Here is a 21390-nt window from a genome sequence, read left to right on the forward strand (position 1 = left end):
TTTATTCTTTTTTGTCAAATAAACAGTAAATAAAGTTATTGGCAATATTATTTTATATTAATCAAATATTTTAAAGAACGTTTATTTATCAAGGTTTTAATACGGTATATTTTCTATTCACTTGTATTGTTTATAGAAAAGTGAAAAAAAATGGTTTGAAACGCTTGCAATATCAAAACTATCAAGTTATGATTAGTGCGTAATCAAAACATATATATACAAGTGGATGTGAAAGGGGTTTATTAATTATGGGAAAGTATCGTGATGATGCTGAGAAGCTGCTGGAATATGTTGGCGGCAAAGAAAATATCGCCGCAGTAACACATTGCGCGACACGTATGCGTTTTGTTTTGAACGATCAGTCAAAAGCAAACGAAAAGGCAATTGAAGAAATTCCAAGTGTCAAAGGAATGTTTACCAATGCGGGACAATTCCAAGTCATTATCGGCAATGATGTCTCAACGTTTTACAATGATTTTACCGATGTATCAGGAATAGAAGGTGTTTCTAAAGAACAAAGTAAAGCGATTGCAAAAAACAATCAAAATATCGTGCAACGAGCGATCGCTACGTTAGCTGAGATCTTTACCCCGTTATTACCAGCGATTATTGTCGGTGGTTTGATGCTAGGGCTGAGAAATTTCTTAGAAGGTGTACCGCTAGAAGCTCTAGGTGGACAAACCATTACGCAAGCTTCTACTTTTTGGAACGGTGTCAATGGCTTTTTATGGCTGCCCTGTGAAGCGATCTTTCACTTTCTACCAGTAGGGATTACTTGGAGTATTACACGTAAGATGGGAACCACGCAAATATTAGGGATTGTTTTAGGGATTACATTGGTTTCACCGCAATTATTAAATGCTTATTCAGTAAGTTCAACTTCTGCTGCAGAAATTGCTCAAAATTATACGTGGGACTTCGGGTTCTTCACTATTGATAAAATTGGGTATCAAGCACAAGTAATCCCAGCAATGCTGGCAGGTTTCTTATTGGTTTATCTTGAAAGATTCTTCCGGAAATGGATTCCAGAAGCGGTTTCAATGATCTTCGTTCCATTGTTCTCATTGCTGCCAACTATTTTAGCAGCTCACATGGTATTAGGTCCAATCGGTTGGCAAATCGGATCAGGCATTTCTTGGGTCGTAAATGCTGGCTTGACCTCACCATTAAACTGGTTATTTGGTTTCATTTTCGGTGGCCTGTATGCGCCTTTGGTTATTACCGGATTGCATCATACAACGCTGGCGATCGACTCTCAATTAGTAGCGGATTTTGGGACAACCAACCTTTGGCCAATGATCATGCTGTCAAATATTGCGCAAGGTACGGCAGTATTGGCGATTTGGTTCCTTCACCGTGGCAATAAAAAAGAAGAACAAGTCTCTGTTCCAGCAACGATTTCTGCTTACATGGGGGTTACTGAACCAGCGATGTTCGGGATCAATTTGAAATATGTTTACCCATTTGTCGCAGCAATGGTAGGTTCTGCCTTTGGTGGTATGCTGATCACTGCAACGAATACCCGTGCATTAGGTATTGGTGTAGGGGGACTACCTGGCTTCTTATCATTTAAAATTGAAAACTATCCAATGGTCTTCATCTCAATGGCGGTGACGATTGCGATCACGTTTGTTTGCACCATCATCTTTAGAAAAGTTACCTTCTTAAATAAATTAGAACCGCAATTGGCTGCTGATACAGCTGCAGCAGCGGCTGTTGCACCAACGACTGCTGCACCGACAACTGCAGCCCCAGAAGCAGCACAAGTTTCAGAAGAAACCCTTTATGCTCCAGCTGATGGGAATGTAGTTGCCATCACTGAAGTTTCTGATCCTGTCTTTTCTCAAAAAATGATGGGTGACGGCTTTGCTGTTCAGCCAACGAATGGAACGATTTATGCTCCTGTTGCAGGTACGATCTCTAGCATTTTTGAAACAAAGCATGCAATCGGGATTTTAACCCCTGGTGGCGCGGAAGTTCTTGTTCATATGGGCTTAGATACTGTGGAATTAAAAGGTGCGCCATTTGAGGTCCTTGTTTCTGAAGGTGATACGGTCACACCAGAAACGAAGCTTGCAGTGATGGATCTAGATGCCGTTACCGCAGCTGGCAAACAGACCGATGTTTTGACGGTCATCACGAATGCCGAAAAAGTGCGTCAGCTTTCATTGACGACTACAGGCACAGTGACAGCCAAAACAGCGGTTGGTTCCGCTGAATTAAACTAAAAAAATAATCCGTTTCCGAGAGCGCCCTTGACTAAGAAGGGGGATCGGAAGCGGATTTTTTATGGCCGCCCTCAAGAGAGAGCGGCTTTTTTTCGTTGTTTTTCAATGGGCAAATCTACAGTTAGCTGACAGCTTTTTTGTCGGTGTTTTTGCGGAAGTAGTTGATCGTTAATAGGAAAGTCAGTAAGACCAGGGCCCACAAAAAGAATAAGGCGATTTGAGAGCCGATGACCGTCCCTTGGGTGTAATCAGTCGCCGCATTTTGTGCCAAATTGATAATGGTCGCCACCACAGCCGTCGCCACTGCGCCAGAAAACTGCTGCAGCGTATTAAAGATCGCATTACCGTCCGCGTACAACGCAGGAGTCAGCTTGTTTAAGCCGGTGGTCATCATATTGCTGTAGGCTAAGCCGATCCCGATCATGTAAAAGACATGTCCAGCAACTAGGCTCCAAATGAAAGGCGAACGCAAAACGAGGGCTAAGGCAAGCCAACCGATGGCAATCAATGTCAAACCAGACAGGATCGGTTTTTTCGGTCCAACTTTATCCAGCAACCGACCAGAGATCGGCGCAAGGACCGCACCGATGGCCGCCCCAGGAAGCATAACTAATCCTGCAGTAAAAGCATCTTTTCCCAAGACGAGTTGGACAAAGTTCGGCAAGACAAAGGAAATGCCCAGTAAAAGGAATTGACAAACAAGAAAGCCAAACAGAAACAAACTAAAGCTGCGGTTTTTCAAAACAGCCAAACGAATCAATGGGTTCGAGCCTTTTGAGCGTTGATAAAACAAGCCAGCACCAATGAAACCGAAAAGCAGCGGCAGTAGACTCGCTAAGGTGCCTACTTGATTCAAGAACAATAAGAAGCCGCTGAACATCAAGACGATTCCTAATACACTCAGTAAATCCAGGGAAGTGTCTTTTGCCCCAGCCGTTTTAGGGATCGAGTAAAGGCCGAGTACTAGGGAGATCAGCAAGACTGGGATCAAGAAAAGAAAGATCGCATTCCAAGACCAATGGGCGGTCAATAAGCCCCCATATGTCGGTCCGATCGCTGGAGCGATGGAAGTGGTCAAATTCCCTAAGCCGATTGCCGCTCCCCGTTTTTCAAAGGGGGAGTAAGTCAAAATGATGTGGAACATCAAAGGCAGTGCGATCCCTGTGCTGGCACCTTGGAAAAAGCGGCCAATCAGCAAAATGGCAAACGTCGGCGATAAAAAGTCGATCACCAAGCCAACAAGGAAGAAGGCGTTGGCAGCTAGAAACAAGGTTCTCAATGAGAATCGTTTCAAAAGGTAGGTCGATATTGGGACAATGATGGAGATGACCAGTAAGTAGATGGTCGTCACCCATTGCACATCGGATGTTGAAAGCGTAAATTGATCGATCAATGTCGGAAACGTTACATTCATAGCTGTTTCAATCAGAACGCCTGCAAATGACATCAATCCGGTTGCGAGGATCGCCCCCACGAGTTTTTTGTTGTTTTCCATATTCTCACCTCTAAAAATTCGCAAAAAAAGAGACCGTTTCTATTCTCATAGAAACCGCCTCTCTCTCGACAAGCGAACCCGCTTGTTATCTGTACGATTTAATCTATCGCTATTCTACTGACTTCATAAGAAAGTGTCAAGAGAAGTGGATAAAAAAATAGCAAAAAACTTTTTTGAAAGTTTTCAAACTTTTACTTACACGAAAAATTTTCTTCTGCTAGAATAGTCGAGTACGAAAAAGAGAAAGGAAGTTGTTACATGCCCATCAACAAAAAAGAAAGTTTGATCTATACGACACTTATGTGTATTTTCATGGTGTATTTTATGAGTGTTTATAACCTCATGTTTCAAGTCGGTGTTTCTGCATTGGCATTCCAATTGGCGTGGAATGAATTGCCATTAGCCCTTTGTGTCGCCTTTATTTTGGATTGGTTCATTGTTTCTGGTCCGGCAAAAGGTTTGGCGTTTCGATTTTTGGACCATCAATCAGCTACTTGGAAAAAAATCGGGTTGATTTCTTCATTGATGATCGCCGGCATGGTGATCTGTATGTCATTTTTTGGTGCGTTGATGCACCCAAACCCTGATCACTCGGTGTTCGTCAATTGGCTAAGCAACATTGGGAAAAATGTGATCGTCGCATTGCCATTGCAATTGTTTATTGCAGGCCCAATCGTTCGCCGGGTGTTTCGCGCCTTGTTTCCTATTGGCACTGTGCAAGAACAGCCAGCACTAGGAGAATAATCGATCATTAGAAAAAACGTGCTGCAGACAGGCTCTGCCAAGGTTAGCTAAAATAGCTGGCTTGGCGATAACTGGACTTGCGGCACGTTTTTTTGCTTTTATAGACAGCAAAAAAACCCATAGGATGGTATGGGTTTTTCTGGTTACCCTATGAAATAGGATACAGGATGTACCTATATAGTAATATGGTAAGATCAAAAAGGAAAGTTCAATTTTTTCATCAAAACATGAAATTGTTGAAAATCGATTGTTTTTATGACAAAAAAATCAACTTATAATTATTTTCCGTCTGTTATTCCGTATAGAAACCAACGAGTTGATACCAGCGGCGATGCTCAATATGGTAGGCATCAGGTGAGTACCCTGACATTGAAAAACCGATAAAGGTGATGACCAGTCCGATAATAATAAACAACAGACTGAGAAAAACGAAAAAGCGCTTATTGATTTTGATCATAGGACTGCCTTCTTTCGATAGTTTTGAACAAATGATTTCGGCCAAACGACAAGGGAGTGGGTAAGGCGTGAAAAAGGTCGGCTCATACTAAAAGTGGCGATCAGGCAAAGCAGCCCTAAACCAAATAAGAAAATCCCCACACCTAACTGACTTAAAAAGAGATAGAAACCATCCGCCATCAGCATGGGACTTAAGACAACGCTGGCGATCCCACCGATAAACGTAGTGACACCAATCATGCCAGTGGTGAAAGGCACACACCAGATGATTATTAAAAAGCTTAGGATCAGCAATGCGGCACTTAACAATAAGCTGCCCCACAATGGGAAGCCTAGTACTAAAATCAAAAGCAAAAAGGGATGAAAGCGGCGAGGAATCTCTACTACGACCTCTTCCGTTTCGGTGACTGCTTGGATCAGTTCTTTTGGGGAGCCAAGGCGTGCCACGGCTTCTTCTTCGGTGTATCCTTCTTCCATCAAATCTTCGATCATCTCGTCATAATAGTTGATCAGCTGATGAATCTCGCTAGGTCTGACTTTTTCAGATAATTCTGCAGCCAATGCCTTGATAAAATCAACTCTGTTCATCTAATGTTCCTCCTTTAATAAATCGCTGGATCAATGTCAATTGGGGCCAGTCGTTGGTTAAAAAATCATCGATCCGCTGTTTGCCAAGTCTGGTCAAGCGGTAATATTTTCGCGTCCGTCCTTGATGGCTTTTATTATAAGTCTCAACCGCTCGGCTGGCCTCTAAGCGCTTCAAGATAGGATAGAGCGTTGATTCTGAGATTGGCAGTAAAGGAGATATGTTTTTGACTAATTCATAGCCATAAGAGTCACCATGCTGCAAATAGGCTAAAACACAAATTTCCAATAATCCTTTTTTTAATTGGGCATCCAAAGGCTCTCCTCCTGTTCATACTCATACTATACATTACATAGTATCATTCCACAAGCAGCACCAGTCAAAATCAGCCTTAAGTCTGAGCACCATATGACAACAAGAGCTCATTCGACAAAATGGTCAAAAATAAAAAATAAAATTAAGAAAATCGGCAGAAAGTATAGGTTAACGTGCTCTTTTTTGTTAAAGTAGAAGTATATAGATTACTTTCAGTAAGAAAATGGGCGTTGGTTGTGTTTCTAAAAGCTGCAAGTAGTCAAAATGAATGAGACGAACGTCAGCAAGAATTGGTGACGTCCAGAAAGGAAGGGGTATTATGAGAAAAGCAACGATTACGAAAAAATATTTGATCAATTGCTTAAAAAAATATCTGGTGGAGTATCTTTATCGACCACTCACTGTCCGCGACATTGCTAATTACGCACGAACATCGACTCAACCAATCTATTTGAATTTTTCAAACATGCAGAATTTCAAGCAGGCGATGGTCGAGGATGTGTTTCGCGATATTCATGAAGCAAAAAAAGAGTCAGTGGCGACACTAGATCCTTTATACAGTTTTTGGCATAACTATTACGTGTTCGCCAGTCGCAATCGGGCCCTCTTTTTTGCATTATTTTTAAATGATATTGGTTGTGGTCCTTACATAAAAGAGCGTTCTTTTGCATATTTTCAAGAAGCAATTGCTGAATCAGCTGTTTTTCAATGTGCGCAAGAAAACGATCTGAGGAAGTACCATGAAGAAGCCTTGATTTTTTTTAGTGGGTTGGTATTGCTGTTTATTCGTGAAGGGTGTACTGACGGCAACAAGGATTTTATAAAAGATACCATGGAGTATTGGGAACGAATGTTAAAGAAAGCAAAAGGCGTGACGCGAGACCAGGGTCGGCAAGGATTATTAGAGGTTGGTGCGTTTGCTGTAGAAGAATAGATGCTTGAAACCAAGTATTAGTTTAAATATCTGAATATTGTGACATCAAAAGAACCGGTAGTGATCAAGCATTCTTCACTAACGGTTTTTTTGAGGCGGTAAGTTTTGCGGTATGAGTAGAACAATGGTGGTTTTTTTACCTTTTACCGATTGAATCGATAAGGAAGCTTGCGTGCCATAGTACAATGCTAGCCGCTGGCGTACATTGTTGATACCATAGTGTTGATCAGAAGGTTGCTCCAGTTGTTTTAGCTGTTCAGGATCAATCCCGGAACCATTGTCTTGGATCTCGAACCGCAGCCGCTGCTCTTCTTTAAGACAGCGGATCGTCAATACGCCTCTGCGCCCATCTTCAATATGATCCAGCCCATGAAAGACGGCATTTTCGACAAACGGCTGCAAGAGCAGATTAATCATCGGATATTCATCGATATTTGAGTCAATTTCGAGGACTAAATCAAAGGAATGGTGATGCATTTTTTGCTGAATTTTCGCATAGGTGATCGTCAGATCGAGTTCTTTGCTGACGGATAGCCGGTTGGATCCTTGGTTTAGGCTGAGACGGTAGAATCGAGACAGCAGCTGAGCCATCTCACGGATCTCGTGATTGCCGTTTAGTGTGGCAGTATTGCTGATCAGTGCTAAGGAATTATAAAAGAAATGCGGATTGATCTGGGCTTGCAGAGCCCGCAATTCGTATTCTTTTTGTTTAAGTTCCGCTTCGTATACTTCATTGATCAGCTCAGCGATTTTATCTAACATTTCTTGAAAATTGGTGTACAACTGTCCGACTTCATCTTTTGAAGAATATGTGTGCTCGATTTTGAATTGATCCATTGATAAAGAAGCCATTTGCTGGGCCAAAGAATTGATCGGCTGTACCACTGTTTTTGCTAGCCACCAGCTGGATAAAACCAATATCACTAATACAAAACCAAAGATAATGAGCGCCGCACCAACTAGATACAGTAGACTGCTGAAAAATGACTGTGCGGTTTTAACAAAAACGATTTGCCAATGATTATCCAGCAGTACAGGGGCTTCTTCAATAACTGCGCTTCCAACCAACCACTGTTTTTGAGTACGCTGCTGCTTCGTCAAATAATCAATGCGGTAAAGCGTCTGCCCGGTTTCTGACTGGATCGTCAAATCGTAAGGCTCCTCAGTGACTGCATCAAGATTCGTGAACAATGCTGCTCGATCGATGGTCAAAACGATGTAGTTTAAGGAATCTGCGGTATGGCCTTTTAAAAAAAGGTTGGTATAAAATGAAAGTTCCTCCCGTTCTTTGTCAAAATATGTGCGAATTTCAGTAGAGGGTTTCTCTTTGAGAAAAGGCAGCGCCGTGTCAGCAGTGATTTTTTTGACATATTGCCCATGATCATAAAGATCGATCGTGGTGTATAGCGTGATGCCTTTAATATCTGCTTGCGGAAAACGAACACTATGAAACAAAGGTACGATCGTATTTTGAAAGAGATTGTATTGATCAAAGTTTGAGAAGCGTTGACTAGAAAGTTCTTGCGTCAAGGCGGTATTGTTGGCTAAAAAGAGCAGGCTGTCCCGATAGGTATGGATCTTGCTTTCTAACTGATAGCTGATACTTTTGAGATTATCGGAGTAAGCACTTTTTTCCTGTTGTTGGATAAAGGCTCGGATGATAGATACCCCGACAAAGGTCAAAACGATCAGAGGAACAATGCTTGAAAGAATTGAAATAAGGGCGATCTTTTTTTGAAAACGAAAATTTTTAAAACAATCGTGGACTTTTCTTAACAAGAGGGACCTCTCTTTCTATACGCATCCGGCGTCATTCCGACAATTTCTCGGAACGTTTTGCAAAAATAGGAATAATGATTAAAGCCAACTTGTTTGGAGATAGTTCGAATGCTGCAGTTCGAGTTCTTTAAACGCTTCTGAGCCTGTTTGATACGGTAAGACTTGATGTATTTGGTGATACCCATGCCTTCAGAAGTGCTGAATAATTCGCTTAGGTAGTTAGGATTGATATTGACTTCCTTTGCTAAGCGCTCCAAGCTCAACTCTTGGTGAAAATGAGCGAATATATAGGATTTTACTTGGCGCACATAGTCATTTGACTGGCTCCCGTTGATTTGAAGCAATGCATCATGGATATAACGAAAGAGGGCATCAAAAATATCCGCAATTAGTTGCAGACTTGGCGCTTCCAGTATTTTTCCAATCTGATTAGCGCCATGCTCTGCATCAAAGGCGATCGAGCACTGATCGATGATGGTTTGATAAAAGGTCGCAAAATAAAATTTGGCATTGGTTGGTTCTTCACGTCCATTTGTTTCAAAGCAGTCGAAGACTGTTTTCACAAGCGCGTGTGCTTTTTTACTTTCGTATTGATTCACATACGAAACGGTTTTTTCGAAAAGCGCTTTCTTGACGATGTAGTGATCTCCCGGAAGCAGCTGGCAGATTTTCCCTTTGTTTTGCTGATAAAAAGACCGCTGACTGGTTCTCAGTAAGTCATGATAGGTGCCATACACCCCTGAATGGTGGGGAACTGGCCCGCTGTCAAAAAGTGTTATTTTTTGCTGAAACTGTTCGGAAAAATAGGTAGTTAAGTTGTTTTTTCGCTCTTCGATTTCCCTTTTTGGCAAAGGTTCGTTAAAAAAGAGCAGTTGTGCTGGAGCTAAAAACAAACTGAACATTTCAGGAAATGCAGCAGACAGCGAAGGGACAAAATCCGGCGCATTCCAAGAATCCAGCGGCCAAGTAACGAGAAAAAAAGAGGGATGAGTCTTAAAAAAATCTTGTGCAATCGATTGCTCTTCCTTCGGCAGTGAATGCCAAGGATAGCCATAAAAAAGTTTACTCAAAATCTCTTTCAAGTAATGAGTTTGTGCGATTGTTTTTGTGTAAGCACGTTGCTTTTGTTGATCAATAAAAAGAATGATTTTATTTATTTGTTCATAAAAACCATCAGGGTCGATTGGTTTTAAGAGGTAGTCAACCGCTTGTAACTGTATGGCTTTTTTTACATAATGAAAATCTTCAAAGCCGCTGATAAACATCACAGGAATTTCAGGAGCTGCTTCTTTGATTCTCGCTACGAGGGCATGTCCATCCATAAAGGGCATCTTTACGTCGGTAATTATCAAGTCAAAGGGCTGTTTCTGAAAAAGTTGCCAGGCTTCGCGGCCATTTTTGGCTTCTTCGATCAGCCATTCTTTTTCATGCTGACTCAAGAAGTATTTGATCACTTCTCTTTGATCGTAGCTGTCATCAGCAAGCAGCAGTCGGTACATGGTTTTCGCCGTCCTTTCGTATAGAGAATATTACGCAGTCGCTTCTTCTTTCTATAGTAAGCGATAAACAAAAAAAGCAACAGAGCGAATTTGTAAACGTTTTATTTTTCTGGAAATCGTGCTATGAATCTGAAAAAAGTGCTATATTTTCTGTGGAAGCGATTGCGTATAATAAGGATATCAAAAAAGTTTGAGGAGGAAAACAATGAAATTTAGGCGGGGAACAGCAATGTTAACAGCAGTTGCTTCAGTACTTATTATGACAGGATGCAGTTCAGAAGAAGCAAAGACCAATGAAAATGGGGATACCGTGATTACGATCGGACGCCAGACCGCACCGAACTCGAAACTGCCGGAGGGGGACTCTTACAGCAACAACGCGTATACTCGATTGATTCAAGAACGCTTGGGCATCGAACTGGAGAGTGCCTTTGAAGCCCACGGGGAAGATTACGATCGGCAAGTATCGCTAGCGATCGCTTCAGGGGAATTACCGGATACAATGATCGTCGGATCAAGAGATGAATTGGAAGAATTAGTTAACAATGATTTAGTGGAAGACTTGACCGAAGTATTTGAGGAGCATGCCGACGATTTTCTAAAAGACATCTATGATTCGTTTGATGGGATTCAGTTAGAAGCAGCTACGTTTGATGATCGCTTGATGGCGATCCCATCTACTAGCGATGACTTCGGGCCCAATCTTGTCTGGTTGCGCCAGGACTGGCTAGATGAGCTGGGTATTGAACTGGATAAAGATGGCAATCGCTCAATTACATTGGATGAGTTGAAGGAAACAGCGATTGCTTTTCAAGAAAATGATTTAGCCAACACCGGAAAAGCGGTTGGTTTGCCATTGGCCTTCTGGTTGTCCTCGCCAAATCATGGGGGCACGGCATATACCGGCACAGCCATTATGAATGCGTTTGGAGCCTACCCAAAATCGTATCTCCAAGATGAGAATGGACAGATGTTTTATGGATCCAATACGCCAGCAATGAAAGAAGCACTAACGCTGCTGAAGGAATGGCAAGATGAAGGGTTCATGGATCCGCAATTTGGTACCCGGACGTATGACGATATCCATGCCATGATGGTTAATGGAGAAACGGGCATCGCTTTTGGTCCTTGGCACATGCCTGACTGGGGGTTAGTACAAGCTAAACAAAATGATCCGAATGCTGAATTTGTTCCTTATGCTCTTGAAAATGCTAACGGCGATGGCGAGGTCAATGCCGTGGCTAACCGTGGCACTGGGCAATACATCGTGGTGCGCAAAGGTTTTTCTGAGCCGGAAAAAATCATGGAGATGATCAATCTGATTTATGGTGAAGTTGCCAACTCGGAAGATATTGAAACCGAGTTTCCGGAAATTTATGACTATGCGAAAGTGGATGTCGATGGGACGGTTCGTCCATGGAATGTTGTTTTCTTAAAAGCCTATAGTGAGATTGATGATGCTGTAGAAGCTTCCAAGGCGGCGGTTGGTGAAACATCTATCGATGATATCTCTAACTTCTTCATCAAAGAAAATGCCGAAAAAATCAAGCAATATCTGGATAGCCCTGAAGAAACCGATCCGGTGGACTGGACCCGCTATGCCTCTCGCTATTTAGCCGTCAATAATGTGATGGGCGGTATCAGAGAGCAAGGACGCTTGAATGAAGTGAAACCACCGCGTTTTGATTCGATCAAAGCCAATGAACGAAACGGCGCACAAGTAGGGAAACTGGAGGAAGAGACCTTCATTAAGTTTATCACTGGAGAAGAACCCCTGGAGAATTTCGACACCTACGTGGAAACCTGGAATAGCCAAGGTGGGACAGCCATACTTGAAGAAATGCAAGAAGTAGTAGATCAGCGAGCAGATAATTAAGCGGCCACTCCAGCGGTTCTGACACTCGTCTTTCGAACAAAGAAAAGCAAGGTTGTATGCAGGAAAATCGACTGCAGGTGCCTTTTCTTTGTTCGAATTTTTTCATCAAGCGGCTGGTGAGGCAAAAAATTTATGGAGGAGTAAGTAAATGGAACTTTCTGTTGAAAAAGAAAGCAAAAAAGAAAAGAAAAAGTGGTTTTCTCGAGATCAGCTTTTCTTTCTAGGGATGATTTTACCAGGCATCATTTTTATTTTGATTTTTTCTTATGGTCCTATGTTTGGGTTGTTGATGGCATTTCAAGATTATGTGCCAGCGAAAGGTGTATTTGGTTCTGAATTTGTGGGATTCGAGCACTTTCGCTACCTGTTCAGTTTACCGGATATTTTCTTAGTAACTAAAAACACGATTTTTATCGCTTTCTGGAAAATTGTCTTTAATACGATCGTACCGATTCTTTTTGCGATTCTATTAAATGAAGTACGTGTAAAGTGGATGAAACGCTCCATTCAGACCATCGTATATTTGCCCCATTTTCTTTCATGGGTCATATTGGCTTCAGTAGTGGTCAATTTATTCAGTCTTGATGGAACGGTGAATCAGATTTTACAAAACTTTGGTGTAGAACCATTAAACTTTTTGGGTAGTAATCAGCTGTTTCCTCGTTTGCTGATCGGGACCGATGTTTGGAAAAGTTTTGGTTACAGTTCAATCGTGTACCTTGCTGCCATTACCTCGATTGATCCGGGATTATATGAAGCAGCAACGATGGATGGTGCTTCTTGGTCAAAAAAAGTCTGGCACGTAACCTTGCCGGGGATGCTGCCTTTTATTTTGCTGATGACGATTTTGTCGCTGCCTAATATCTTGAATGCCGGCTTCGACCAAATTTATAACCTGTATTCTCCGGTTGTGTATCAAAGCGGTGATATTATCGATACCTATGTCTATCGAATCGGTCTGATCGGTAGAGACTATAGCTTAGGAACCGCCGTTGGTCTGGTCAAATCGGTGATCGGTCTATTCTTGATTTGGTCTTCCAACAAAATTGCGGAGAAGAAGACTGACAGAGTGATGTTTTAAGGAAAGGAAAAAAGAGATGAAAGAAAAATTTAGTATACGGCATGCAGTAATTTATTTGATCGTCATTGTTTTGGCTCTTTCTTGTTTAGTACCGATGTTGAATGTCGTGGCACTTTCTTTAAGCAGCAGCAGTGCGGTCGCGGCAAATGCTGTGGGGCTATGGCCAGTGGATCTGACCTTAGCGGCTTATGAGCGCATCATGAGCGATCAGCAGTTTTGGCGTTCTTTTGGTATTTCAGTCATTCGTGTGGTGATCTCTTTATTGCTGAATTTGGTGATGATCGTAACGATGGCTTATCCGCTATCTAAATCAAAAAAAGTATTTCGAACGAGAAAATTATTCATGAGTGTGATGGTTTTCGCTATGCTCTTCAGTGGCGGCATGATCCCAACGTATTTGGTCGTTCGAAATCTAGGGTTATTGAATACGATTTGGTCCCTGATTTTACCTAGTGCAGTTCCTATCGGCAGTGTGATCTTGGTGATGAATTTCTTTCGGGGAATTCCCAAATCATTGGAAGAATCTGCTCGGATCGATGGTGCCAACCCACTGCAGATTTTGGGACGAATCTATATTCCAATGTCTTTGCCGTGTTTGGCAACCGTTTCTCTATTCAGTATTGTCGGTAGTTGGAATGATTTTTTCAGTGGACTGATCTATATGACCAAGACTGAAAACTATCCTTTAATGACCTATATCCAAACACTATCAGTCAACATTGCTGAAACAATGCAACAAGCCGGGAATTTGACTTCCGAGCAGCTACAAAGTCTACTAGCGGTCTCTGATCGAAACTTGAATGCAGCGAAGATCGTGGTGGCAGTGGTGCCGTTATTGATTATTTATCCGCTTCTACAAAAATATTTCGTTCAAGGAATCGTTGTCGGATCAGTAAAGGAGTAAACCCACATGATACACTTTTTTCATTCAGAAAACTTCTTCGCACGAATCGCTTGGAAATTCAGCCAGTTGCTCCTATTAAATGTACTACTCTTGTTTTTTAGTTTGCCGCTCTTCACGATCGGCGCAGCCATCACTGCTGGCTCAAAAGTGGCGACTGACCTGATAGAAGGAAAAGCACCGGCTGTTGTTCAGCAGTTTTGGTCGACCTTTTGTCAAAGCTTTCGAAAAAGCTTTCGAAAAAGCACTCTTATCTGGCTCGGTCTGCTTATTTCTTTGTGGCTCTTGACTGCTGATTGGTTGTATTATTTCCAACTAAAAGGGACGCCTGATCTTTTTACCGTAGGCTTAGTAATTTGTACATTCATGTGGCTTCAATTTTTCCAAGTTTCGTTTTTCTTACTTGCACGTTACGATAGCGGAATCAAAACGATCCTTTTAAACAGCATCAAAGTCGCCGCAAAGCACCCGTTTAAAATACTTAGTCTTCATCTTCTGACTGCAGCCCCTATTGTCATCATGCTTCTTTCACCCTATGCGCTGGTTTTCAGCATGTACATTGCCTGCTTTTTTGGTCTTAGCTGTTTTTTGTATGTACGCTGTCAGTTATTGTTGGCAATTTTCAAGAAATATGAGAAGGTAGAAATAGCAGAAAAGTAACTGGGTTTTATAGTTAGCAACGTTGAATGGAGGAATTTTGATGGGACAAAACACGCAGTATGGAGAAAAAAAGATTGCGATCGATCGCAGGATCGGTTTTTTAGAAGAACATACGTATCACGGGAATGATCTTGGTGTGACTTTTCAAGGACAGCAAACCACGTTCAAATGCTGGTCACCAGAAGCAGAGGCCGTTTCAGTATTGATTTATCAAAGCGGTGTTGCTGGGACTGACGATCGTCTGCTGACGCTGCCAATGGTTCAAGAAGACAACTGTTGGCAAGTCACGACGGAAGAAAACGTCAAGGAGCTGTTTTATACCTTTGAGTTTCAACGAGGTGGGCAGAAAATCGAAGCGGTGGATCTTTATGCCAAGGCAGTAGGGATCAACGGAAACCGCGGTGCGATCATTGATTTAAAGGAAACAGATCCTGAAGGTTGGCAGGAAAGTCACGGCGTCGGTCAGCAGTCGATCACAGATGCCTATATTTGGGAATTACATGTCGAAGATTTCAGTGGCGCCGAAAACAGCGGGATTTCACCAGAAAATCGCGGAAAATATTTAGCCTTCACTGAAAAAAAGACCCATCTGGTGGGAGATGAAAGTCAACCAACTGGCATAGCCTATTTAAAAGAGCTGGGGATCAATTATGTTCATCTGCTGCCGATCTTCGATTTTGACAATGATGAAACTTCGTCTGCCTACAACTGGGGCTATGATCCGAAAAATTACAATGTACCTGAAGGACGATACGCTTCTGATCCTAGTGATCCCAAGGCGCGGATTCGTGAATGCAAGCAAATGATCCAATCGCTGCACGAAGAAGCCATCGGCGTTGTGATGGATGTGGTCTTTAATCACACTGCGATCACGGAAGAATCATGGTTTAATTTGACGGTGCCTGATTATTACTACCGTCAAGATGATGCAGGGAATTTTGCGGACGGTTCTGCTTGCGGCAATGAAGTGGCTTCTGAACGGAAAATGATGCGTAAATTTATCATTGATTCAGTTTTATATTGGGCGCAAGAATACAAAATCGACGGCTTTCGTTTTGATTTGATGGGCTTGATCGATGTGGAAACCATGAACCAGTTGCGGCAACGCCTAGATGATGCCGGCTTCAGTCATGTGATCTTATACGGCGAGCCATGGGATGCCGGTAGTAATCAAATCATTCAGCCGAATATCCCAGCCAATAAAAGCAATGTTTGGGCCCTGTCAGAAGGAGTTGCGGTTTTTAGTAATGATTTAAGAGACAGTATCAAAGGCGATGTCTTTGAAGAAACAGACGGCGCGTTTATTCAAGGAATGAATGGTCAACCGCAAGTCAAGCAAACCTTTTATGCGGCAAATTTGGCAACGGCGATTCAAGGAAATACAAAAGTTGCTGGGCAAGAAGGCGCCGAGCGCTGGGCAAAATCGCCCCGCCAAGTGATTGCCTATGCGTCAGTCCATGATAATCTGACTTTATGGGACAAACTGGTGGCAACCATGCAAGCTTCAGCGAAGGAAAGAAATTATGAGTTTGATCCTGAGCTTTTAGCCCGTAACAAACTAGCAGCAGCCATTTTGTTTACTAGCCAAGGAGCAGTGCTGACCCAAGCAGGGGAAGAATTTGGCCGTACCAAAGAAGGCGATGAAAATTCCTTCCGTTCGCCACTGGCAGTCAATCAGCTGGATTGGGCACGTGCCAAAACCTTCAAAGAATTGCGCGAGCTGTATCGGGGCTTGTGGGCATTGCGGCAGTCCTATGCACCATTGAGAGATGCCACGACCCAAACGGCTGAAAGCATGGTCTTTTATGAGACAAAGGATGAAAATCGCTTGGCGTATCAAGTACCCAATCGTGACAAACAGCATCCATGGCGTTCTTTGTTCGTTATACTCAACAGCACGGAAGAAAGCTGGTCCTTTGACTTACCGACGACAACAGAAAATGCTTCTTGGCACATCGTTGCTGACCCCAAAGGAGCTGGGATCACTTCTCGTGGCGTAGCAGCGTCAGGGATAACCCTCGATCCATTGTCTTTCTGCATTTTGGCGGAACAAAGTAACTAATCAAAGTAGAAGCTAAAACAAACTAAAATTTTTAGTTTGTTTTAGCTTTTTTGGTAGTAAAAAAACAATTCTTTTGCTATACTTTTAACAGAATGAGAAGCAGAAAGCGGTGAGCAAATGAAAGTTGTGATCTCTGATATTGCCCGAAAAGCTGGCGTTTCCAGCGGAACAGTCTCTAATGCGATCAACAATCGAAAGGGGATCAGTGAACAAAAACGGCAAGCGATCTTGAAGATCGCTCGTGAGATGGGGTATTTTGATCAGCGAGAAATTAAAAAAACGGAAAGTCAAAAAATCAAATTTGTCATAATGAACAAACAAGGAAATGTCGTAGGGGATACGCCTTTCTTTTCTGAATTGATCCGAGGAATCGAAATGGAGTGCAGTACGTTAGGCTATGAACTGGTCATTTCCCATATCACACTGGCACCAGAAGAAGACCCGATTGAAAAGATCCGTCCAGAATTAGCAGATGGTTTGCTATTGTTAGGAACGGAATTGGAAAAACAAGATTTAGCAGTCTTCCGTCATTTGGAAGTACCCTTAGTGATTTTAGATACGATTTTTAATTCGCAGGACTTTGATTTTGTCGCCATCAATAATCGTGACAGCGCCTATGAGATCGTTGAAAAGATGATCGAAAAAGGCCACCGTGACATCGGGATCATCAATTCAACCTTTCAAATCAACAACTTCCGTGAACGCAAGCAAGGGTTCGTCCAAGCGATCCAAGAGCATGATCTGATCCATTATGAAGAGACGGAAGCCTTAGTAGAACCCACCTTGGAAGGCTCCTATCAAGACATGAAGGTCTATTTGGAATCCATGCGTGACGATCAGCGACCGTTACCAAGCGCCTTTTTTGCGGTCAATGACAATATCGCCATCGGTGCAATGAAAGCCATTCGCGAAGTGTTTCCCGATCATCCGTTGACCATCGTTGGGTTCGATGATATTCCTTTGGCGGAATTTTGCAACCCACCACTGACCACCGTCAAAGTAGATAAAGTGTACCTTGGTCGCCAAGCCGTGCGACGCTTGATCGAGAAAATCACCAGTGAAGATGAAAACCATCTGAAAATGCTGGTCGCCACGACGATCGTCGAACGTGAAAGCATCAATTAAGATAAAAATAAGAAAAAGGACAAAACGTTTAGCAAGCGTTTTGTCCTTTTTTAGTTATTAAACAAAAATATTTATCTAAAACTATTGCAAAAAATTTAGCTTATGCTATATTTAAGGTGTAAAAAGTAAGGGATTACATTTTGAGGAAGTGAATAGATGACACAGATCGGTCTCTTTTGTGCAACTGGGCTCTCCAGCGTACTGCTCGTCAAAGCGCTCAAAGAACAACTAGCGGATGATCAGCATTACCAAGTGAATTCCGCGCCTTTTTCAGAAATATTTATGGTGGGGAATGACTATGATTTTTTGATTTTAGCTCCTCAAACCCGCTTCAATCAAGCGAAAGTCGCCGCAGCCTTTCCTGATAAAAAAATCGTTTTACTGACGGATGAGGAATTTCTGAGCAAAAATGTAGCACGAATCGTCGAAGAAATAAAAATTTAGCTAAATATACTAAAACGCAAAGGGTGGTTTTATGGATAAAGTAACCATCGGGTTCGCCCCGACTAGAAGAAATTTATTTAGTGCAGAAGCAGCCATTGAGTACGCCAATCTGACACGACAAAAAATGGACGAACTGGCCATTGATTATGTAGATATTTTAGATATCAACGAAGATGGCTTGCTATACGATGATGAAGGGGTTGAAAAAATCGCCGAAAAATTCAAAGCAGCAAAAATCGACGGTCTTTTTCTAGCCAATGAAAACTTTGGTACGGAATATGCCTGTGCTCGTCTAGCCAAAAAACTAGATGTTCCCGTCTTACTGTGGGGACCCAAAGATGAGACGCCAGCCGCCGACGGTTCACGTTTGCGGGATACGCAATGCGGTCTTTTCGCTATTGGGAAAGTCTTGCGCCGTTTCAAGGTACCTTTCACCTATGTCAAAAATTCTGATATTGATTCACCAGAATTTGCCCGCGGCTTGCAAGACTTTATCAAAGTCTGCAATGTCGTCAAGACCTTCAAACAAACACGAATCTTGCAAGTTGGCCCACGCCCCTTTGATTTTTGGACTGTGATCTGCAACGAAGGCGAACTATTGGAGCGTTTCAATATTTCGCTATCACCAGTACCGATCCAAGAAGTGGTGCAAGAAATCAAGAAAGTCAAAGAACAGCAGCCAGATAAATTGCAAGCAGTCATTGATTATTTTGAAACCAATACGGAAGTCCAAATTTCGGCGAAAGATTTGGAAATGGTGGCAGCCCTTAAAGTGGCTTTGCAAAACTTATGTGAAAGTTACGGCTGCAATGCAGGAGTCATCCAGTGTTGGACGGCCTTACAAGACGAAATCGGTATTTTACCGTATGCCTCCTTGTCACTGTTACAAGAAGAAGGTTTGCCTTTTGTCTGTGAGACGGATGTCCATGGGGCAATCTCGGAACTGTTGGTCGAAGCCGCTTCGTTGGGGGAACACCGAGCGATCTTTGCGGATGTCAACTGCCGCCATCCAGAGAACGAGAATGGCGAATTGCTTCAACACTTAGGAGTTTTTGCTTATTCCACCGCAGAGACCAAACCGATCTTGCCGCAACGACATTTTGTTTTTGACTATCCAGGATCAGTCGCTTTTCGGGCAATCAAAGACGAGTATACGCTGTGTCGCTTTGATGGGGACAACGGCGAGTACTCACTACTGATGGGCACTGGTAAAGGGATCGATGGCCCATACAATCAAGGGACCTATCTCTATCTGGAATTTGCGAATTTGAATCGCTTGGAATTCAAACTTGTTGAGGGCCCTTATATTCATCACGTTGCGGCGGTCAGAAAAAATGTGGTGCCGATTTTGTACGAAGCGTGCAAATACATCGGCGTGCAGCCAGATTTTTATGATCCGATCGAAGAAGACGTCAAAGCATACTTGAGAGGGGATCAATCATGGAAATAAACGAGCTGGAGATGAAGGCTTTAACGATTCGAAAATCCGTGTTAGAGCTGATCTATCAAGCAAAAACGGGTCATACTGGTTCGGATCTTTCTTGTACCGATATTTTAGTGGCCTTGTATTATCGGATAATGAATGTCGATGCGAAAGACCCCCAAAAGCAAGATCGTGACCAGTATATCCAAAGTAAAGGACATGCGGCAGAAGTACTATGGGCCGTTTTAGCGGACAAAGGTTTTTTGCCAAAAGAAGAATTAGCCACCTTTTCGCAATTTGGTTCACGACTGATCGGTCATCCAAACAATAAAGTAGCTGGTGTTGAGATGAATACTGGTTCGCTAGGCCACGGCTTACCCGTCGCAGTAGGGATCGCCTTGGCAGGCAAACTGGATCACCGCACGTATCAAACCTATACATTGTTGGGAGATGGCGAATTAGCAGAAGGCTCGGTATGGGAAGGGGCCATGGCGGCTGCCAACTACCAGCTGGACAATTTGACCGCCATCATTGATCGCAACGGCTTGCAGATCACTGGAGCCTCGGAAGATGTGATGGCAGTGGAGCCGCTAGATGAAAAATGGCGTGCCTTTGGTTGGGATGTGCATATCGTTGATGGCAATGATATGGCTGCCTTAGTGGCTGCATTAGAAAAACCGCATCAGCCCAATCAACCGAAGCTGATCATTGCTAAAACCATCAAAGGCAAAGGCTATTCTGCAGCCGAAAATCAAGCGCAATGGCATCATAAAGTGCCAACGGCAGAAGAGCTTGCACAAGCTATTGCCGAACTTGATCAGCAAATGGAGGTTTTGACTCATGGGAAAAAATAATATTGCCAATCGCCAAGCGATGTGCGACGTATTGATTGAAGAAGGAAAAAAGAATCCTGCGATCACGGTGTTGACCAGTGATTCTCGTGGTTCCGCTTCGTTAGCACCTTTTGCCAAGGAATTACCGACACAATTGGTGGAAGTAGGGATCGCAGAGCAAAACATCGTCAGTATTGCGGCCGGCTTAGCCCATATGGGCAAACGCCCTTTCGTTGCATCCCCAGCTTGTTTTCTCAGCATGCGCAGTATCGAGCAGATCAAAGTCGATGTCGCGTATTCGAATAAAAATGTCAAACTCTTAGGCATCAGCGGCGGTGTCAGTTATGGGGCATTAGGCATGAGTCATCATTCCTTGCAAGACATCGCAGTGGCACGAGCGATCCCTAATTTGCAAGTGCTGTTGCCAGCAGATCGCTTTGAAACGATCCAAATGTTTAAAGCCTTAGCGGCATCAAATGAACCAGCCTATATCCGTCTCGGTCGTAATCCTGTTGAAGATTGTTATGATTCTGCAGATTATCCTTTTGAGATCGGCAAAGCCATTGAGCTGAGAAGCGGTCAAGATGTCGCATTGATCGCCACCGGCGAAACCGTGCGCCAAGCGTTGGATGCTGCTGAGCTATTGGAAAAACAAGGCATCACTGCTACCGTTTTAAATGTTCATTCCTTGAAGCCCTTTGATTCAGAAACGGTCAAACGAGTGGCGAAAGAAACAGGCACCGTGATCACTGTGGAAGAACATAGCCGATACAACGGCTTAGGAGCTGCCGTGGCGGAAACGCTGGCAGAAGAAACGGACATTCGACAAAAAATCATTGCTTTTCCGGATGAAGCCTTGATTACTGGTTCTTCGGCAGAACTGTTTGCCCATTATGGATTAGACGGTGCCTCCATAGCGAAAACAGCGGTTGCGTTTCTAGGAGCTTAA

19 protein-coding genes are annotated in these 21390 nt (G+C 43.0%); 13 read left to right on the forward strand and 6 right to left on the reverse strand.

The genetic code is table 11. The features are described from left to right. Nucleotides 1-248: 248 nt before the first annotated feature. Entirely contained in the window at nucleotides 249-2228 is a 1980-nt protein-coding gene (gene treP / locus CO692_RS08275; RefSeq protein WP_077453205.1) for a PTS system trehalose-specific EIIBC component, read from the forward strand. 121 nt (nucleotides 2229-2349) lie between these two features. On the opposite strand, the gene CO692_RS08280 is transcribed toward treP, so the two are convergent. Further along, a complete protein-coding gene (locus tag CO692_RS08280; protein ID WP_077453203.1) occupies nucleotides 2350-3723 on the reverse strand; it encodes an MFS transporter in 1374 nt (457 codons plus the stop codon). Between the two features lie 258 nt (nucleotides 3724-3981). On the opposite strand from CO692_RS08280, the gene CO692_RS08285 reads away from it, so the two are divergent. Further along, nucleotides 3982-4467 (forward strand): DUF2798 domain-containing protein, encoded by a 486-nt coding sequence (locus CO692_RS08285; RefSeq protein ID WP_096742009.1) that lies wholly within the window; start codon nucleotides 3982-3984, stop codon nucleotides 4465-4467. Nucleotides 4468-4759: 292 nt separating this feature from the next. On the opposite strand, the gene CO692_RS17675 is transcribed toward CO692_RS08285, so the two are convergent. Genes CO692_RS17675 through CO692_RS08295 form a run of 3 tightly spaced genes read right to left on the reverse strand, consistent with a single transcriptional unit; the run spans nucleotide 4760 to nucleotide 5824 of the window. Next, nucleotides 4760-4924 carry a hypothetical protein gene (locus CO692_RS17675; RefSeq protein ID WP_167822213.1) on the reverse strand — a complete coding sequence of 55 codons (165 nt, stop codon included), beginning with the start codon at nucleotides 4922-4924 and terminating at the stop codon, nucleotides 4760-4762. Beyond that, nucleotides 4921-5511: a DUF1700 domain-containing protein gene (locus CO692_RS08290; protein ID WP_077453200.1), complete on the reverse strand. Its 591-nt coding sequence runs from the start codon at nucleotides 5509-5511 to the stop codon at nucleotides 4921-4923. The genes CO692_RS17675 and CO692_RS08290 overlap by 4 nt, the downstream gene beginning before the upstream one ends. Next, nucleotides 5498-5824, reverse strand: coding sequence for a PadR family transcriptional regulator (locus CO692_RS08295; RefSeq protein ID WP_081117612.1), 327 nt, complete (start codon nucleotides 5822-5824; stop codon nucleotides 5498-5500). The genes CO692_RS08290 and CO692_RS08295 overlap by 14 nt, the downstream gene beginning before the upstream one ends. A gap of 268 nt (nucleotides 5825-6092) precedes the next feature. Between CO692_RS08295 and CO692_RS08300 the strand changes: the two genes are divergently transcribed. Then, nucleotides 6093-6758: a TetR/AcrR family transcriptional regulator gene (locus CO692_RS08300; RefSeq protein ID WP_096742010.1), complete on the forward strand. Its 666-nt coding sequence runs from the start codon at nucleotides 6093-6095 to the stop codon at nucleotides 6756-6758. 78 nt (nucleotides 6759-6836) lie between these two features. On the opposite strand, the gene CO692_RS08305 is transcribed toward CO692_RS08300, so the two are convergent. Together CO692_RS08305 and CO692_RS08310 are read right to left on the reverse strand one after the other, a co-directional pair. Then, entirely contained in the window at nucleotides 6837-8537 is a 1701-nt protein-coding gene (locus CO692_RS08305; RefSeq protein ID WP_096742011.1) for a sensor histidine kinase, read from the reverse strand. After that, nucleotides 8531-10036: a response regulator transcription factor gene (locus CO692_RS08310; protein ID WP_096742012.1), complete on the reverse strand. Its 1506-nt coding sequence runs from the start codon at nucleotides 10034-10036 to the stop codon at nucleotides 8531-8533. The genes CO692_RS08305 and CO692_RS08310 overlap by 7 nt, the downstream gene beginning before the upstream one ends. A gap of 205 nt (nucleotides 10037-10241) precedes the next feature. Here CO692_RS08310 and CO692_RS08320 point away from each other — a divergent pair, with 205 nt between their 5' ends. The 10 genes from CO692_RS08320 (at nucleotide 10242) to CO692_RS08365 (ending at nucleotide 21390) form a co-directional block, all read left to right on the forward strand. Continuing rightward, complete coding sequence (locus tag CO692_RS08320; RefSeq protein ID WP_096742013.1) at nucleotides 10242-11912, forward strand: extracellular solute-binding protein; 1671 nt, start codon at nucleotides 10242-10244, stop codon at nucleotides 11910-11912. 148 nt (nucleotides 11913-12060) lie between these two features. Continuing rightward, on the forward strand, nucleotides 12061-12993 hold the full coding sequence (locus tag CO692_RS08325) for an ABC transporter permease (protein WP_096742014.1): 933 nt from the start codon (nucleotides 12061-12063) through the stop codon (nucleotides 12991-12993). A 16-nt stretch (nucleotides 12994-13009) separates the two neighbouring features. Continuing rightward, nucleotides 13010-13897: a carbohydrate ABC transporter permease gene (locus tag CO692_RS08330; RefSeq protein ID WP_005232877.1), complete on the forward strand. Its 888-nt coding sequence runs from the start codon at nucleotides 13010-13012 to the stop codon at nucleotides 13895-13897. A gap of 6 nt (nucleotides 13898-13903) precedes the next feature. Continuing rightward, nucleotides 13904-14554: a DUF624 domain-containing protein gene (locus tag CO692_RS08335; RefSeq protein WP_096742015.1), complete on the forward strand. Its 651-nt coding sequence runs from the start codon at nucleotides 13904-13906 to the stop codon at nucleotides 14552-14554. Between the two features lie 40 nt (nucleotides 14555-14594). After that, nucleotides 14595-16616 carry a type I pullulanase gene (pulA, locus tag CO692_RS08340; protein WP_096742016.1) on the forward strand — a complete coding sequence of 674 codons (2022 nt, stop codon included), beginning with the start codon at nucleotides 14595-14597 and terminating at the stop codon, nucleotides 16614-16616. Nucleotides 16617-16733: 117 nt separating this feature from the next. After that, nucleotides 16734-17741, forward strand: a complete 1008-nt coding sequence (locus tag CO692_RS08345; protein WP_081117619.1) for a LacI family DNA-binding transcriptional regulator — start codon at nucleotides 16734-16736, stop codon at nucleotides 17739-17741. A 156-nt stretch (nucleotides 17742-17897) separates the two neighbouring features. Further along, nucleotides 17898-18185 carry a PTS cellbiose transporter subunit IIB gene (locus CO692_RS08350; RefSeq protein WP_096742017.1) on the forward strand — a complete coding sequence of 96 codons (288 nt, stop codon included), beginning with the start codon at nucleotides 17898-17900 and terminating at the stop codon, nucleotides 18183-18185. Between the two features lie 31 nt (nucleotides 18186-18216). Next, complete coding sequence (locus tag CO692_RS08355; protein ID WP_005226500.1) at nucleotides 18217-19635, forward strand: L-fucose/L-arabinose isomerase family protein; 1419 nt, start codon at nucleotides 18217-18219, stop codon at nucleotides 19633-19635. Beyond that, entirely contained in the window at nucleotides 19626-20462 is an 837-nt protein-coding gene (locus tag CO692_RS08360) for a transketolase (protein ID WP_005231740.1), read from the forward strand. The genes CO692_RS08355 and CO692_RS08360 overlap by 10 nt, the downstream gene beginning before the upstream one ends. Further along, entirely contained in the window at nucleotides 20449-21390 is a 942-nt protein-coding gene (locus CO692_RS08365; protein ID WP_096742018.1) for a transketolase family protein, read from the forward strand. The genes CO692_RS08360 and CO692_RS08365 overlap by 14 nt, the downstream gene beginning before the upstream one ends.

The organism is Enterococcus sp. FDAARGOS_375 (assembly GCF_002393265.1).
GTDB classification, from domain to species: Bacteria; Bacillota; Bacilli; order Lactobacillales; family Enterococcaceae; genus Enterococcus_D; species Enterococcus_D innesii.

Excerpts from the sequence above, each read along its gene's own strand:
- CO692_RS08350 (WP_096742017.1), top strand. The coding sequence starts at position 17,898 with ATGACACAGATCGGTCTCTTTTGTGCAACTGGGCTCTCCAGCGTACTG.
- CO692_RS08300 (WP_096742010.1), top strand. The coding sequence starts at position 6,093 with ATGAGACGAACGTCAGCAAGAATTGGTGACGTCCAGAAAGGAAGGGGT.
- CO692_RS08320 (WP_096742013.1), top strand. The coding sequence starts at position 10,242 with ATGAAATTTAGGCGGGGAACAGCAATGTTAACAGCAGTTGCTTCAGTA.
- CO692_RS17675 (WP_167822213.1), bottom strand. The coding sequence starts at position 4,924 with ATGATCAAAATCAATAAGCGCTTTTTCGTTTTTCTCAGTCTGTTGTTT.
- treP (WP_077453205.1), top strand. The coding sequence starts at position 249 with ATGGGAAAGTATCGTGATGATGCTGAGAAGCTGCTGGAATATGTTGGC.
- CO692_RS08280 (WP_077453203.1), bottom strand. The coding sequence starts at position 3,723 with ATGGAAAACAACAAAAAACTCGTGGGGGCGATCCTCGCAACCGGATTG.
- pulA (WP_096742016.1), top strand. The coding sequence starts at position 14,595 with ATGGGACAAAACACGCAGTATGGAGAAAAAAAGATTGCGATCGATCGC.
- CO692_RS08345 (WP_081117619.1), top strand. The coding sequence starts at position 16,734 with ATGAAAGTTGTGATCTCTGATATTGCCCGAAAAGCTGGCGTTTCCAGC.
- CO692_RS08365 (WP_096742018.1), top strand. The coding sequence starts at position 20,449 with ATGGGAAAAAATAATATTGCCAATCGCCAAGCGATGTGCGACGTATTG.
- CO692_RS08290 (WP_077453200.1), bottom strand. The coding sequence starts at position 5,511 with ATGAACAGAGTTGATTTTATCAAGGCATTGGCTGCAGAATTATCTGAA.
- CO692_RS08285 (WP_096742009.1), top strand. The coding sequence starts at position 3,982 with ATGCCCATCAACAAAAAAGAAAGTTTGATCTATACGACACTTATGTGT.
- CO692_RS08330 (WP_005232877.1), top strand. The coding sequence starts at position 13,010 with ATGAAAGAAAAATTTAGTATACGGCATGCAGTAATTTATTTGATCGTC.
- CO692_RS08310 (WP_096742012.1), bottom strand. The coding sequence starts at position 10,036 with ATGTACCGACTGCTGCTTGCTGATGACAGCTACGATCAAAGAGAAGTG.
- CO692_RS08355 (WP_005226500.1), top strand. The coding sequence starts at position 18,217 with ATGGATAAAGTAACCATCGGGTTCGCCCCGACTAGAAGAAATTTATTT.
- CO692_RS08335 (WP_096742015.1), top strand. The coding sequence starts at position 13,904 with ATGATACACTTTTTTCATTCAGAAAACTTCTTCGCACGAATCGCTTGG.
- CO692_RS08360 (WP_005231740.1), top strand. The coding sequence starts at position 19,626 with ATGGAAATAAACGAGCTGGAGATGAAGGCTTTAACGATTCGAAAATCC.
- CO692_RS08325 (WP_096742014.1), top strand. The coding sequence starts at position 12,061 with ATGGAACTTTCTGTTGAAAAAGAAAGCAAAAAAGAAAAGAAAAAGTGG.